The sequence below is a fragment of the Microbacterium sp. SA39 genome (genome assembly GCF_000967865.1).
Classification (GTDB): domain Bacteria; phylum Actinomycetota; class Actinomycetes; order Actinomycetales; family Microbacteriaceae; genus Microbacterium.
In genome coordinates, this window is the sequence record NZ_JXRU01000013.1 from 1 (window position 1) to 13,520 (window position 13,520).

A 13,520-nucleotide genomic window follows, 5' to 3' on the forward strand; every position below is an offset into this window, starting at 1 on the left:
CGAAGCCTTACCGCCCCCAAACGAACGGGAAGGTCGAGCGCTTCAACCGCACCCTCGCCCAGGAATGGGCTTACGCCGAGACCTACGCCAGCGACGAAGCCCGAGCAGCAACCTACGACACCTGGCTTCATCACTACAATCACCACAGACCCCACACCGGCATCAGCGGCCAAACACCCTCAGACCGCGTTCACAACCTCACGGGGAAGAACACCTAGCTGCTCCTCGACCGCGGCCGCGAATGCAGCCGGCTCCACAGAAGACCAATAGCTACTCGCCTCCGTGAACTGAGTACCGGTGAGGCCAGCGAGGTCGATGTACAGCTTGCATCGCTCTCCGCGGTCCGGTCCTCGAGTGGGGAGTATGGCAGACCGTCGACAACACGTGACTCGCCCGCACTCAACGTGGAGAACGGCGGGATGGACAGCAGGATCGTGTCGATGTTCGCGGCTGCCACAAGCCCGCCCGCAAGAGCGAGAACACCGCCTGTAATCAGCGCAGGTCGCCACCGACGACTCAGCCGCTGGCGACTCCTCCCTACCGGCTCCGCGACCAAGGTGTCGATCACCAAAGAGAGACCAGCAGGCTCCGGGCTCGCCGGATCGGCAGCATTCAACCTGCGGTCAATGTCCTGATCGTTCATCATGCTCCTAGCTCATAGTGGCTCACTAAGAACATGACCGGCCAGCAGCGAAACGTTGCACGCGCCAGAAAGTCAATCGGTCAGCTAGCCGGGGCACGGTCGCTTTCGCCACCTAGCCGAAACCCTCTGCCGATTGATCGTTCCGACGAACGGTTCCGGCAACCGTCGAGAACAGCCCGCGGCGTGTGCGCCGCAAACGATCGTTTACGGCGACCGGTCGAAATTTGGAGGGTTTCGACAGTCGTCCCGCAGGGCCCGATCTGCTTGGCTCGACGTGCCTGCTGTGGAACACTTGCTGGTCATGACCGCCCCTCGGATGCCGAAAGGCTTCAATGCATGGGTCGGGGCGTCGGTCGGATCAGAGCTTGGATCTGGTGTCCTTGCGTTCGCGCTGACATGGGTGGCCTCGGGATACGGCCCCCACATTGCAGCTGCGGTGCTCACTATGAGCATCGCTCCATCTGTTCTCCTGGGGCTACTCGGCGGGGCCGTTGCCGACAGATTCGGACCGCGACGGGTGATGGTCGTCTGCACGGCGGCGCTGCTGCTCATCAGCGGCGGGCTCGCCGCCGCAGTCGCCCTATGGTCCACACCTCCCGCATTGCTCTTGCTGACGGCCGCCCTGATCGGCACCGTGTCCGCGTTCCATCGACCCGCCGCGGGTGTGTTCCCGCGGCTCTTTGTCGCAGACAAAACCCTTGGGGCAGCTATGGCCAGGGTCGGCATGGCGAGCCAGATCGCCCGAACCATCGCACCGCCACTAGGCGGCCTCCTCATCGGGATGGTCGCGCTGAGCGGGGTCGCGCTGCTTGACGTCGTGGGCTGCATCCTGATGCTGGTCACGCTCCTGCTCATTCACCCCCCGCTCGAGCAACCTCCTGCATCCGAGTCGGTGACATTCGGTGGCATCGTCAGTGGACTGAAGACCGCTCGCACGACCCAGGGCGTCCCCTCCCTGCTGCTGTGCGTCGCGATCGTCGCGGGAGCGGTCATCCCAGCAGTGCTGCTCGGCATCCCCCTCGCAGCCCGAGAGCGAGGATGGTCGGCAACGGAGGCCGGTCTCATCGAAGCGGGTTGGATCGCGGGCGGCATCCTCAGCGGGGCATGGTTCGCGTGGCGAGGCACAGCCTCGAAGGTGTGGCGACCCATGACAGTCGGACCGCTGCTCATCGGCGCCGGCCTCGTACTACTCGCGCTGTCATCACACTGGGCGCTTGCCGTGGCGAGCACCAGCCTCGTCGGCGTAGGCGTCGTGATCTTCACAGCGCACCTGTTCCCGACGTACATCATGCTCGCACCGCCACTGATGGTGTCGAGGTTCCAAAGCCTGCTCATCATCGTCCAGCAGGCCCCGCAGCTTGTGATTAATGCTCTGATCGGGCTCGTCGCGGCCACTGTGGGCGCAGGGACGATGATCGCCCTGGCCGGCGGCGTCGCCGTGCTGGCGTCAATCGTCGTCCTGTCCGACAAGACGTTGCGCACGTTCACCGCCGAAGGGCCAGAGGGCGCAAGCGACTGACCTGGGCCTGGGTTGGCTCCGATCGACAATCCGCCGAAACCCCCTGCCGATTCAGACGGGTGCTGATCGGGCCGAAAACCGGTCACCGTTTACGGCAGGGCCTCTCAGCCTTGTCACGAGCACCTGCCAGAAACGATCGTTTTCGGCAGGCCGTCTTACACGAGCAGAACCCGATGACTACGCGGAACTGTTGGATGCGGATGTCATCGGACTCGCGCGTCGAACACGTCGATCGCATATCTGTATGAGGCAGTGGGGTGGTCATTTTGAAGAAGGCAGGACTCGACGCGTGGCCTGCGTGGTTTCCGCTCAGCACCTGGAAAGTCCTGCAGCAATGACCGTCGCGATCGCCAAGCACCACCGCCGTGCTAGAGGTGGCGGCGCCAACATCGATGATCACTAGGTCGTAAGCACGTCGATCCTTCGTCCTCGCCAGCTCGATCGTGTTCGCTCGCAGTGACGAATTAGGCAACATGTAGTATATTGCATTTCGCGGGGGTGGCGTTTCGACCAACGAGCAGCGCCCCACGTGAAAACCCCAACGTCAGGAGACTCGTGTCTGATCAGCGTGCACACGCAATGAATGTAGTGAACGAGCTTTGGGCATCGTCGGTCGTGGCGGCCGCGGTCGCCTCGGCTCTCACAGACTCGGCCGCACGCACGCCCGCAGAGGCGCTGACTATCGACGATGAACGTGGCGCGCTTCTTCGGACGGTGCCGGAGCTGGAGTCTGCGCTGGCCTCCCTCTGGGATGATCGATCGGCCGTGGGCTCCGCGCTGGTCAGCGTGTTGAGCCAAGGGGCTGCCGCTGCGGCGGGAACTACTCGGGCGTGGTCTGATTTGAGCGACGACGCCATGCGTGCTCAAGGCGAAGCATCAGCGTTGGTGGCCAAGCTCATAGTCTCGCGGATTGCACCCGCGTACGGATTCCTGCGATCAGACAGCGAAGCGAGAGTGCTCGATGTAGGCACAGGTGTGGGTGCGATCGCGACAGCGTTGGCGGAGGCGGTACCGAGCGCTGTGATCACCGGCATCGACATCGACTCGCACCCCCTGGCAATCGCGGAGTCGCGGCTCGGTGAGCTGGGCGGCGTCGGGGGTCGAGTGCGGCTGCGTCATCAGGATGTCCTCGACCTCGAAGAGATCGGTGCTTACGACCTCGCCTGGTTGCCCGTGCCATTCATCCCTGATCCGATCATCGACCAGGCGCTTACGAAGGTGATCACCGCGTTGCGGCCCGGCGGCTTGCTAGTGCTCGGGACCATTTCTGGAGCACAGGACAGGAGGTTGCGCACCGCGAACGCGTGGTTGGCGGCAGTTGCGGGCGGGAGCACACTCACCACGGACGACGTGATCGATCGCGTGAACCAGCGAGGATTCCTCCGTCTGAAGCTGTTCGAGACCGTTCCGGGTGGCCCCATTCTTGTTGCGGCGATCCGCCCCAGCAGCGACGCGGACGCCGCTTAGCTCGTTGAGTCGGTATGGTCGCTGGCAGGTCAGTTACATTGAAGTGACCAGTTATCGCATGGTACTCAAGTAACCATGAGTAACTCAAAGGATCGCGATCGGGTGCCGCCACCACAGGGACGCGTGTCAACCGAAAGAGGAAGAGTGGCTGGAGACGGGGCGGATAAGGTCGCCACTGAAGTTGTGGTCGACTCGTCAGCAGACATCGGCCGGCGAGGTTGGAAATGACTACGCCTTTCGAGACTCGCGCACGCGAGGAGAGTTGCCTGCGGATCGTGCGCGCTCTCGACATCATCGGCACCCGCTGGACGGGGCCGATCCTGCTTGCCGGGGCCCGTGGGGCGCGGCGCTTCAAGGAGTATCGCGCCATGGTTCCCGGAATCTCTGACCCGCAACTCACCCTGCGCCTCAAGCAGTTGCAGGAACGCCACCTCGTCGCGCGCACGGTGGTTCCCAGTACGCCGGTGCAGATCACCTACGCGCTTACCCCCGAAGCGGAGGAGCTGATCGCCACGCTCCATCCGTTGGCGCAGTGGAGCGAACGCCACCTCCCGCCCAGCAGCGACGTGTAGCACCAGAGTCGCCGAGGTGGCGTTCGCATGTAGCCTTCCGCCGCGAGCGCGTCGGAGTCAGAGCGTCGTGCCGAAGCCCGACGAGGACCAGATGCCGTAAAGCGTGCGGGCGTACAGCTTGTGGTAGCCGGGCTCGGCGTTGGAGGGCGCGTAGAAGAAGCTCACGTCCCCGTTGGAGTTGGTCGTGCCGGTGCCGACGACCGTACCGTCGACATCGAAGGTCACCGGTGCGTTCGGAACCAACAGATTGAAGCGGAATTCATAGGTGGCGCCCCGCTCGGCTGCCGAGACAGAAGCCGCGGAGTCGGGGGTCGTGATGGCGGCGTTAGCGGCACCTGCGAGACCGGTGGACAGGCCGAGAGCGAGAGTGGCCGTGGTAGCCGCGGCGGCGAGCCTGCGTGCGGTGTTCTTCATAATCGGTTCTCCTTCAAGGTTGTGAGATGTGCCTTGCTTAGATGACATGAGATCCACTCAGTGCGCCGGAGTCGTCCTCAGACGGCCCGCACCCACTGGGCGTTGGAGAAGTCCAATGTCTCGCCGAACCGGGCGAGGAAGGGGTACAGTTCTGGGTTTTCGATGTGCTTGCGCAGGCCCTCACCTGTCGTCCAGCGCTCGCTGATGCGGTACGAACCGACCTCGTCGGGGCTGTGGTAGAAGGCGTACAGCTCGTAGCCGGGCTCTTCTGTGCCCTTTCTCGTCTGGGTTTGCTGTGACCGGCGGCCACCCAGGTAACCCTCGTCCCCCGTCTAGCTTCTGGCAAACAGCGCTCAAGCTACTTGCGATTCACTGGTTACTTTGGAATCGCAAGTGGCGACGAGGTCGAGCCCCGATTCGTTGCGATGACGTTGACGGTGGCGCGAACACTCAGCAGTCGCTGCCGGTCGAGGCGTCGACGATGGCGCGAGTCGCGGCGATCTCCGCCTTGTGTTCGGACACCCAGCTAGCGAGAGCGATCACCGGCTCGCTCAGACTGACCCCGAGAGCTGTCGCCCGGTACTCGACGCGAGGAGGCACTTCCGCGAACACCTCGCGTTCGATCAAGCCGTCGCGTTCGAGGGAGCGCAGGCTGATGGTCAGCATCCGGCGAGAAATGCCGGGGATCGCGTTCAGGAGTTCCGTGAACCGAAGCGGCCGCTGCTGCAGCAAACCGACGATGATCACCGTCCACTTGCCACCCACCCGGTCAAGGATCGACCGAAAAAGCGTCGGATCCCCCTCGTTGCAGATGTGAAGCATGGGGCTCGCAGAGAAGTCCATCCTGATCCTTTCCTGTCGATCTGGTCGCTAGCCGATGGGTAACATTGAAGTGACTGGTTATTGAATGGTACTCCAGTAACCATGAGTAACTCATGGGATCGAGAACAACCATCACCCCGGCCTTCGGAGCCCCGGATCACCGACCCGGCTCCTGGCGGTCTGCACTTCGGAATCGGCACCTTCGCCTTCCAGTACGAGGATCCGTCGGGGGCCCCCGTCCCAGGCGCTCAGGTGGTGCGGGATGTCGTCGAGGAGGCTGTGGCCGCTGAGAGCGTCGGCCTCGATTCGTTCGGCATAGCCGAGCATTACCGGCGCGGGATGATGGACTCCGCCGGCCCCGTCATTCTGGGTGCCATCGCGTCCCGGACCGAGACGCTTCGACTCGGCACCGCGGTAACGGTCCTGAGCACGCAGGATCCGGTGCGGGTGTATAACGAGTTCGCGACGCTGGATGCGGTGTCGAGTGGCCGTGCTCAGATGATCGTCGGGCGTGGGTCGGCGATCGAGTCGTTCCCGTTGTTCGGTTACGACCTCGCGGACTACGAGGATCTTTTCGACGAGAAGCTCGACCTGCTGATGAGGCTGCTGCGGGATCAGCCGGTGACGTGGTCTGGTCGATTCCGCACCGCACTCGTCGAGCAGGTGCTGGAGCCACAGGTGGCCGCCGGCGCGATCCCGGTGTGGGCCGGTGTGGGCGGGAGCCCGCAGTCGGTCGTACGCGCCGCCCGATTCGGCCTCCCGCTCATGTTCGGCATCATCGGTGGCTCGCTATCGCGATTCGCCGGCCTGTCGCGGTTGTACCGCGAAGCGGCCGCGGAGTTCGGGCAGGTGGAGCAGCCGATCGGTATGCACGCACATGGGTACATCGCGGACACCGATCAGGAGGCCGAGGAGAGGTTCTGGCCGGTGTGGTCGGGGGTGATGAATGCCGAGGCCCCGAAGCGGGGATGGGCGACCTATCGTCGGGACCGCTTCGACGCGGAGGTGGCTGCGGGCAGCCTGCTGGTCGGCTCCGCGGAGACCGTGGCCCAGCGGATCGCCGCCGGCATGCAGATGATCGGCGCATCGCGGTTCGATTTTGTCGCGGCAGCGAGCCACATGCCCCATCGCGACAAGAAGGAGAGCATCGAACGGTTCGGCACCGACGTCGTCCCCCGAGTGCGCGCACTGATCATGCAGCCGGCCGAGAAGGCGGCGCGATGATGGAGACCGAGGGACTGATCAACCGGGTGGCGATCCTCGGCGCGGGACGCGTTGGGACCTCGATCGCCCGCACGCTCATCGACGCCGGATACAACGTAACGCTCGCGGGGTCGGGTGACCCCGAGAACGTGGAAATGATCGCGGCGATCACCGCTCCCGGCGCCGCCGCGCGGTGGGCACGAGAAGCGACCGCAGACGCTGACCTGGTGGTTCTGGCGCTCCCGCTTCATCGCCTCCCGACCGTGGACACGGCAATGCTCGCCGATCGGCTGGTCATCGATGCGATGAACTACTGGCCCCCGGTCGACGGGACTATCGCCGCGTTCGAGGACGCCGCGACAGGATCCAGCGTGGTGGTGCGCGAGATGCTTCAGATCTCGCGTCTGGTGAAGACGTTCAACCACACCGGCTACCACGATCTCGAACCTGACCGTCGTCCCTCCGGTCACCCCGAGCGTCTCGGCATGGCCGTGGCCGGAGACTCACCGCAGGACGTCGCCGTGGTCGCGGAACTGATCGACCGCATCGGATACGACCCTGTCGCCCTTGACCGGCTCGAGCTGGGCTGGCAACTGCAGCCAGGCAATCCACTCTTTGGGGCACGCCCCACAGCCGACGACATCCGAGCGGTGACATCCCCCGTCTTCGACGTCGCCTGATCCCTGTCCCGCGGACGCGACGCCGTCGTGTACGCACGCCCGACCAACAAACACTTGAAGGAGAACAACCATGGAACTCGGTATTGGCGCATTCGGGGACGCAAGCCGCGACCCCATCACTGGAACACGCATCTCGGAGGCGCAGGCAATACGCAACGTCGTGGAAGCCATCGTGGTGGCTGAGCAGGCGGGCCTGGACTGGTTCGGCCTCGGGGAACACCACGTCCCTGAGTTCCCCGTCTCGGCCGCCGCCCCCGTGCTTGCTGCTGCGGCACAGGCAACCAACAGGATCAAGCTCTCCAGTGCGGTGACAGTGCTCAGCACCGACGACCCTGTGCGGGTGTACGAGCAGTACTCCACCGTCGACGCGATCTCGAACGGACGGGTGGAGATGATCCCCGGCCGTGGATCATCGATCGAGTCGTACCCGCTGTTCGGATACGACCTCCAGGACTACGATCGCCTGTTCGCCGAGAAGCTCGATCTGCTCCTCGAAGTGAACCGTTCTCCGCACGTCACCTGGAAGGGCACGACTCGTCCGATCCTCACCGGTCAATATGTTCCGCCGCGTGCAGAGCACGGCCAGATCCCGATCTGGCTCGGTGTGGGCGGCAACCCGAACTCCGTCATCCGCGCCGCGAGCCTAGGCCTCCCCATGGCGACCGGCGTGCTCGGTGGAAGCGCCACCCGCAGCGCCACCAACGCTCAGTTGTATCGTCATGCCGCCGAACAGTTCGGCAACACCCCGGAACAGACCTTGGTGATGCTCGGAAGCCCCGGGTTTCTGATGCGCGACGGCAAGCAGGCCCGCGAAGCGTGGTGGCCCCACTGGCACCAGTTCATGAGAACCGTCGGCGAGCAGCGAGGGTTCTTGCCCCCCGACCGGGCATCCTATGACCGTGACACCGGTGCCGGCGGCGGGCTGCTCATCGGCTCGCCGGAGGAGATCGCAGAACGCATCCTGCTCATGCACGAGCACTGGGGTCACGTACGTCAGTACATCCACATCGACATGGGGGGTGTCCCTCACAAGGATGTGCTCCAGGCGATCGAGCTCTTCGGAACCGAGGTGCGTCCGCTCGTGCAGCGGGAACTCGGCAGCTCCAGTGTCGACCAACTCATGGGTCGGGTGGGACAACCCCTCGTGACCGCGGCTTCCTGACAGCTAGGGCCGACGACGGAAGATGCGGAGCGAACCCGCCGGGGGAGCGTCGACCAGGAGTCCGTCGTGACCACCGAGGTCGCCGCGTCCTGACAGCCGCGCACGGCGATGGGGAGGTGCTCGCGTGAGTATCGCGAGCACCTCCCCATTCGGGTGTGCATCAGATGCGGGCCGCCGGTGGCGACCACTGACCTCAGAAGGCGATGATCAGCTTCGCGATCTTGTCGCCACGAAGCGTGAACCGGAACGGCAGGTCGACGACGCCGCCGGGGAAGTCACCCTCCAGGTGGGCGATGACCGTCCACTTGTCAGGTCCGTCCTGACGCTGACCGGTCAGGGTCGTCGTGTAGGTGGACTCGCCCACGGTCTTGTTGAGCCAGGCGCGGACGCCGTCCTCACCGTTGTAGTCGATGCCCTCGTCGTTGACGTGCGCATCGGAGGTGAACGCCTGCGCGATCGTCTCCGGGTCGGTTCCGTCGCCCTGAGCGACCATGTACTGGGCGACGACCGGCGGGACGGTCGCAGCGTCGTAGATGTCGTACGTTTCGGTGGTAGCCATGAGATTTCTCCAGATTCACTGATTCGATGGGTGAGCATGCAGGGGGCTTCGGACTGCCGACCGATACCGGTCGAGGACCTCTGTTTCCTGCATGACTCAAGGTTCTGGCTTCCCCCAAGGGGAAGGTCAAACCCCTCTTTTCGCCCTCAGTGAACGACCCGCAAGATCGGCCAGCCGACCTCGGTGACGGAGTGCGGATCGATGGTTCGAAACCCCTGAATGTACGTCTCACGGACGGGCCCCCCGGTGCCGAGCTCGTGGCGAGCGACGTGCTCCCCGAGCGCCGCGTACACGTTTGGGGCGGTCTCTGCAGGGCCGTCGTGGACGGCTACAGCGAGCTCGACGGCGGGAAGCTCGACAAGTGCGACGCCGTCACCGATGGCGCGTTCCGTGAACGCGTCCTCGACGGTGAAGAAGACTGTCGCAAGACCCCGCCCACCCGAGATCAGTTCGTTCGGCCAGACGCCGCCGAAGCCGCTGGTGGATGCCCGATCGGTCTGCGCGGCGACGCGCTGCAGCTTCGATGTGGACTGCCGGAACCAGCCGGGGAGGTCCGGCAGGTCGACGACCTCGCTGATGGCCACCGCCCGCGTCTCCGGGATGCTCCGGTACAAGATCTCGACCGGGGCATTGGTGGGGGTGAGGATGTCGCGCAGGTTCTGCACGGCGAGCTGCGTTTCGGCGAGCTGCTGTTCCATCGTCCCGAGGTGGCGCGCGAGCATCTGCTTGCGTGCAGCGACGTCGGTGTCGGCCAACACCTCCTTGATGGAGTGGATGGGCACGCGCAGGTCTCGCAGGGTTCGGACGATCTGGGCGTCGGCGATCTGGTTGGGGCTATACAGGCGGTAGCCGTTGTACGGGTCCACGACCGCCGGGACGAGGATGTCGTTCTGGTGGTAGAACCGGAGCGCTTTCGCGGTCATTCGCACCGCACGCGAGAAGTCGCCGATGGTCATCAGAGCGCTCATGACTCGATCCTCCTCTTCCGCGTCCCAGTCGGTACCCAGTCTTCTCGGTTCTCGTGCGATTCACTGGAGTGATGCGAGCTACGCGGTGGTATCCGATCCGGCTGACCGTCACCGTCGTGGTTGCCGGGCTGGCCGTGACACTGCTCGTGTGGCCCCAGCTGTTCGGCGCTCAGCGCGCCCTCATCTTGTCGCAGGTGGTGGCGTTTCGCGCGCCGACCGCGATCGCCTTGTGCGTCGGTGCCGTGCTGTTCGCGTCGATCGCGTGCGGGAAGAGATCGTGGGGGGTCGCTGCGGGTCTGGCCGTCGTCCTCGGGGCGGGAAGCATCGCCAGTGGTGGCATCCTCCTTGGGCGGGGCGCCGCCGACGGTCAGCCCGTGCGCGGTGAGGTGACGGTGGTGGTGTGGAACACGCAGGGCGGGGCGGCACGTCCGGCCGATGTCGCCCGTCTCGTCCATGACGTCGACGCCGACATCGTCAGCCTGCCCGAAATGGACGAACGCGCAGCCGCGGAGGTCGCCCGTATTCTCGCCACGGACGGACACGGGATGGCGGCGCACACGTCGCACGGCGAGACCGGGTACTCGGAGATTCCTACGTCCGTCCTGATCGCCGACGGAATGGGCGTCTACGAAGTGGATCGTGCCGCCGGGTCGACACCGGGGCTGCCGAGCGTCGTGCTGCGACCGGTAGGCGGCGATGGGCCGACGGTGGTGGCGGCGCATCCGTTCCCGCCGCTGCCGTGGCGTATGGACGCTTGGCGGGCCGGACTCGAGTGGGTTGCCAACCAGTGCGACTCTCCGGACGTTATCGTCGCGGGGGACCTGAACGCGACGGCCGACCATCTGTGGGGACTGGGCGACGGCGACGGGCTGATCGGGTCCTGTGCGGACGCATCCCTGAATGCCGGCACTGCTGCGGTCGGCACCTGGCCTGTCTCCGCACCTCCCTGGCTTGCGTCCCCGATCGATCACGTCTTGGCCGGCAAGGCATGGAGCGTGCGCGGGGCGTCGGCGGTCACGTCTTTCGATGACGCGGGGAGCGATCATCGTCCGATCGTCGCAGAGCTGGACAGACGGTAGCGTGCGCTCGCCGTTCACGTGGTTGATGGCATCGCGCTTGAGGGACGGTCGTGGTGGTTCACGACTGCCTCGGCGTTCGGCGGTGAAGCGTAGGGAGTGATCGCTGCTCGGGGAAGGTCCAACTGAAGACAACAGCGACGAGGCGGACGATCGTCGTCACCGCGACGCAAATGACCGCCGCGAGAAGTACGGGAGTTCCGAGGCTGACAAGCAGCACGAGGACGCCGGCCCCCGAGCCGGCGGCTACGGCGTAGAGCGTTCCAACCTGGACGAATGAGACCGGCAGACTGAGGACGATATCGCGGAGCATGCCGCCACCGATCGCGCTGATCACTCCCACGACCAACGCACCGACCTCGCCGACGCCGAGAGAGAGAGCCTTGGTGGCACCGATCGCACCGAACAGCCCCATGACCACCGCGTCGAGTACGGTGATCAGCCAGCCGGCATGCGCGATCAGGGGTTGAAGGATCATGCCGACCAGGGCGGCAGCGCCGGCGACAACCAGGTACCAGTTCATCCAGATCACAACCGGAGGCTGGTTCAGAACAACGTCGCGCAGCAAGCTTCCGCCTAGCGCGACGATCAATCCGATGACGAGCACACCCAAGACGTCGATACGTCGGTGACGGGTGTCAGCTGCGAACAAGGCACCTTGAAGTCCACCGAGCCCTGCAGCAAGCAGTTCCACCCAAAGAGCCACCTGAAACGTCGTGACCGCCATGATGCTCCTCCGGAGTGAAGTCCGGGGTCAGCTCGCGTTGCGAGCGATCTGACCCCGGACGGGTGGTCGAGCGTCAGCGAGCGCCGGCTTCGGCAGTGACCTTGGTCGAGGAGTTCGTGGCCGTGGCGATCACGTCGGCGACGGTCTCGGCCTGCGTGATGAACAGGGCGTGGCTGCCGGGGACATTGGTGATGTCGGCGCCGATGCGGCTGGCCATGTGCTGCAGCATCGCCTGGTCGAACGCCTTGTCCTCTGTGGCGATGACCGCCCAGCTCGGCTTGTCCCGCCATGCTGCCACCGTGACAGCCTCGCCGAAAACGGCCATGTTCACGGGCACCTGGCTGTCTGCCAGGAACGCCGCGTCAGCGTCGTTGACGTCGGCGGCAAAACCCGCGTGGAAAGCGTCGCGGTTGAGGTAGCCGTACCCGTCGTCGCCGATGTCGATGACGAACTCGGGGGTCGGTGCGAAGCCCTCGTACTGCTGCCCGCTGGTCTCGCCGACATCCGGGATGAGGGCAGACACGTAGACCAGGCCGGCGACCTTCGGGTGTGCACCCGCCTCTGTGATCACAGTCCCGCCCCACGAATGGCCGACGAGGATGACAGGGCCATCCTGGGCGTCCAAGACGCGGTTTGTTGCCGCGACGTCGTCGGCGAACGAGGTGAGCGGGTTCTGCACGATGGAGACGCGGTAGCCGCGAGCGGTCAGCAGGTCGTAGACCCGGCGCCAGCCGGACCCGTCCGCGAATGCTCCGTGCACGAGGACGACGTTCTTGATCTCTTCAGTGGTTGTCATGATTCTTCCTTCCAGATTCGGCTCCGAACGAAGCCGGGCGGGTTGTGTTGTGAAATAGAACACCAGCGATACGTAATATATTGCATGTCGGATTCAGAAGGCAATAACCAAGATCGACTTGCTCTCGGTGAACAGGTGTGCGCAATATGTTGCATGCCCATTCCTCAACAAGCCTCAGCTGTAGACCGATCGCTACTGCGTGACGACGTCTTCCGCCGGCTGCGCGACGCGATCATCGACGGCACATTTCTCCCCGGTGAGCAGTTGAAAGACGGGGACATCGCCGAATGGCTCGGGGTCAGCCGAACGCCGGTGCGCGAAGCGCTGCTGCGGCTGGGCGCGAGCGGGCTCGTGGTCGCCAAGCCGGGCCGGTCCACGACCGTGAGCACGATCGACCCCAAGGCCGTTCGCGATGCCCGGGACGTTGTAGCCGCCATGCACGTGCTGGCTGTGCGGGAGATGGCAGGCAACGCCACTGACGCCGAGCTCGACCGCATGCGGAATGCGAACCGTCGCTTCGCGAAGGCGTTGACCAAGGATGACATTGCCGCGGCCATGGACGCCGACGAGGAATTCCATCGTGTGCCAGTGGCAGTACTCGGCAACGACGCCATCGCGTCGGTACTGGATCTCTTCGGACCCGTCGTACGCCGCGCGGAGCGCGCACGCTTCGCCGTGGACGGCCAGGCATCCCTCGAACGACACGAGCAGCTCATCACACTGCTGTCCGATGGGAACGTCGAAGGGGCATCGGATCTGACCTTCGAGACGTGGCACACGCTAGCTGTGATGTCCAGGGACGTTGTTGCGTGAATCGCGTGTGATTTGCGGATAGGTGAAGGCCTCCTGTTGCGAGAGTGGAGCTGTCTAGGAACCACTTTCCGCACTCAGGAGGCCTTCATGTCCCACGCT

General features: G+C 64.8%; 15 protein-coding genes. 9 read left to right on the forward strand and 6 right to left on the reverse strand.

All coding sequences use genetic code 11. From position 1 onward, the window contains the following. The 4 genes from RS85_RS19170 to RS85_RS00215 form a co-directional block, all read left to right on the forward strand. Positions 1–218 (forward strand): integrase core domain-containing protein (locus tag RS85_RS19170; protein ID WP_152642291.1); only part of this gene is annotated, 218 nt, incomplete at its 5' end. A gap of 741 nt (positions 219–959) precedes the next feature. Beyond that, the gene (locus RS85_RS00205; protein WP_235282286.1) at positions 960–2,162 is read left to right on the forward strand and encodes an MFS transporter; all 1,203 of its coding nucleotides are present in this window, start codon (positions 960–962) and stop codon (positions 2,160–2,162) included. A 579-nt stretch (positions 2,163–2,741) separates the two neighbouring features. Further along, a complete protein-coding gene (locus RS85_RS18835; RefSeq protein WP_052703235.1) occupies positions 2,742–3,629 on the forward strand; it encodes a class I SAM-dependent methyltransferase in 888 nt (295 codons plus the stop codon). 224 nt (positions 3,630–3,853) lie between these two features. Continuing rightward, positions 3,854–4,201 (forward strand): winged helix-turn-helix transcriptional regulator, encoded by a 348-nt coding sequence (locus RS85_RS00215; RefSeq protein WP_046011403.1) that lies wholly within the window; start codon positions 3,854–3,856, stop codon positions 4,199–4,201. 57 nt (positions 4,202–4,258) lie between these two features. Here the strand turns inward: RS85_RS00215 and RS85_RS00220 are convergent, their stop codons facing one another. Then, positions 4,259–4,615: a hypothetical protein gene (locus RS85_RS00220; protein WP_046011404.1), complete on the reverse strand. Its 357-nt coding sequence runs from the start codon at positions 4,613–4,615 to the stop codon at positions 4,259–4,261. A gap of 450 nt (positions 4,616–5,065) precedes the next feature. Continuing rightward, positions 5,066–5,380, reverse strand: a complete 315-nt coding sequence (locus tag RS85_RS00225) for a winged helix-turn-helix transcriptional regulator (protein WP_327037189.1) — start codon at positions 5,378–5,380, stop codon at positions 5,066–5,068. Positions 5,381–5,539: 159 nt separating this feature from the next. Between RS85_RS00225 and RS85_RS00230 the strand changes: the two genes are divergently transcribed. The 3 genes from RS85_RS00230 (at position 5,540) to RS85_RS00240 (ending at position 8,482) form a co-directional block, all read left to right on the forward strand. Further along, the gene (locus RS85_RS00230) at positions 5,540–6,661 is read left to right on the forward strand and encodes an LLM class flavin-dependent oxidoreductase (protein ID WP_082087422.1); all 1,122 of its coding nucleotides are present in this window, start codon (positions 5,540–5,542) and stop codon (positions 6,659–6,661) included. Then, entirely contained in the window at positions 6,658–7,320 is a 663-nt protein-coding gene (locus RS85_RS00235; RefSeq protein ID WP_046011405.1) for an NADPH-dependent F420 reductase, read from the forward strand. Before RS85_RS00230 ends, RS85_RS00235 begins: the two co-directional genes overlap by 4 nt. 70 nt (positions 7,321–7,390) lie before the next feature. After that, positions 7,391–8,482 carry an LLM class flavin-dependent oxidoreductase gene (locus RS85_RS00240; RefSeq protein WP_046011406.1) on the forward strand — a complete coding sequence of 364 codons (1,092 nt, stop codon included), beginning with the start codon at positions 7,391–7,393 and terminating at the stop codon, positions 8,480–8,482. A gap of 193 nt (positions 8,483–8,675) precedes the next feature. Here RS85_RS00240 and RS85_RS00245 read toward each other — a convergent pair whose 3' ends face one another. Both RS85_RS00245 and RS85_RS00250 read right to left on the reverse strand, forming a co-directional pair. Continuing rightward, entirely contained in the window at positions 8,676–9,041 is a 366-nt protein-coding gene (locus tag RS85_RS00245) for a hypothetical protein (RefSeq protein ID WP_046011407.1), read from the reverse strand. A 146-nt stretch (positions 9,042–9,187) separates the two neighbouring features. Continuing rightward, a complete protein-coding gene (locus tag RS85_RS00250; protein ID WP_046011408.1) occupies positions 9,188–10,009 on the reverse strand; it encodes a MerR family transcriptional regulator in 822 nt (273 codons plus the stop codon). Between the two features lie 71 nt (positions 10,010–10,080). On the opposite strand from RS85_RS00250, the gene RS85_RS00255 reads away from it, so the two are divergent. Beyond that, positions 10,081–11,088 (forward strand): endonuclease/exonuclease/phosphatase family protein, encoded by a 1,008-nt coding sequence (locus tag RS85_RS00255; protein WP_052703236.1) that lies wholly within the window; start codon positions 10,081–10,083, stop codon positions 11,086–11,088. Between the two features lie 58 nt (positions 11,089–11,146). Here the strand turns inward: RS85_RS00255 and RS85_RS00260 are convergent, their stop codons facing one another. Both RS85_RS00260 and RS85_RS00265 read right to left on the reverse strand, forming a co-directional pair. Then, entirely contained in the window at positions 11,147–11,812 is a 666-nt protein-coding gene (locus RS85_RS00260; RefSeq protein ID WP_046011409.1) for a trimeric intracellular cation channel family protein, read from the reverse strand. A 73-nt stretch (positions 11,813–11,885) separates the two neighbouring features. Continuing rightward, on the reverse strand, positions 11,886–12,608 hold the full coding sequence (locus RS85_RS00265; RefSeq protein ID WP_046011410.1) for an alpha/beta fold hydrolase: 723 nt from the start codon (positions 12,606–12,608) through the stop codon (positions 11,886–11,888). A gap of 153 nt (positions 12,609–12,761) precedes the next feature. Here RS85_RS00265 and RS85_RS00270 point away from each other — a divergent pair, with 153 nt between their 5' ends. After that, on the forward strand, positions 12,762–13,421 hold the full coding sequence (locus RS85_RS00270; RefSeq protein ID WP_046011411.1) for a GntR family transcriptional regulator: 660 nt from the start codon (positions 12,762–12,764) through the stop codon (positions 13,419–13,421). Positions 13,422–13,520: the final 99 nt, after the last annotated feature.

Coding starts and splice junctions, on each gene's coding strand:
- RS85_RS00265 (WP_046011410.1), bottom strand. CDS start 12,608: ATGACAACCACTGAAGAGATCAAGAACGTCGTCCTCGTGCACGGAGCA.
- RS85_RS00270 (WP_046011411.1), top strand. CDS start 12,762: ATGCCCATTCCTCAACAAGCCTCAGCTGTAGACCGATCGCTACTGCGT.
- RS85_RS00205 (WP_235282286.1), top strand. CDS start 960: ATGCCGAAAGGCTTCAATGCATGGGTCGGGGCGTCGGTCGGATCAGAG.
- RS85_RS00250 (WP_046011408.1), bottom strand. CDS start 10,009: ATGAGCGCTCTGATGACCATCGGCGACTTCTCGCGTGCGGTGCGAATG.
- RS85_RS00245 (WP_046011407.1), bottom strand. CDS start 9,041: ATGGCTACCACCGAAACGTACGACATCTACGACGCTGCGACCGTCCCG.
- RS85_RS00260 (WP_046011409.1), bottom strand. CDS start 11,812: ATGGCGGTCACGACGTTTCAGGTGGCTCTTTGGGTGGAACTGCTTGCT.
- RS85_RS18835 (WP_052703235.1), top strand. CDS start 2,742: ATGAATGTAGTGAACGAGCTTTGGGCATCGTCGGTCGTGGCGGCCGCG.
- RS85_RS00255 (WP_052703236.1), top strand. CDS start 10,081: ATGCGAGCTACGCGGTGGTATCCGATCCGGCTGACCGTCACCGTCGTG.
- RS85_RS00220 (WP_046011404.1), bottom strand. CDS start 4,615: ATGAAGAACACCGCACGCAGGCTCGCCGCCGCGGCTACCACGGCCACT.
- RS85_RS00230 (WP_082087422.1), top strand. CDS start 5,540: ATGAGTAACTCATGGGATCGAGAACAACCATCACCCCGGCCTTCGGAG.
- RS85_RS00215 (WP_046011403.1), top strand. CDS start 3,854: ATGACTACGCCTTTCGAGACTCGCGCACGCGAGGAGAGTTGCCTGCGG.
- RS85_RS00235 (WP_046011405.1), top strand. CDS start 6,658: ATGATGGAGACCGAGGGACTGATCAACCGGGTGGCGATCCTCGGCGCG.
- RS85_RS00240 (WP_046011406.1), top strand. CDS start 7,391: ATGGAACTCGGTATTGGCGCATTCGGGGACGCAAGCCGCGACCCCATC.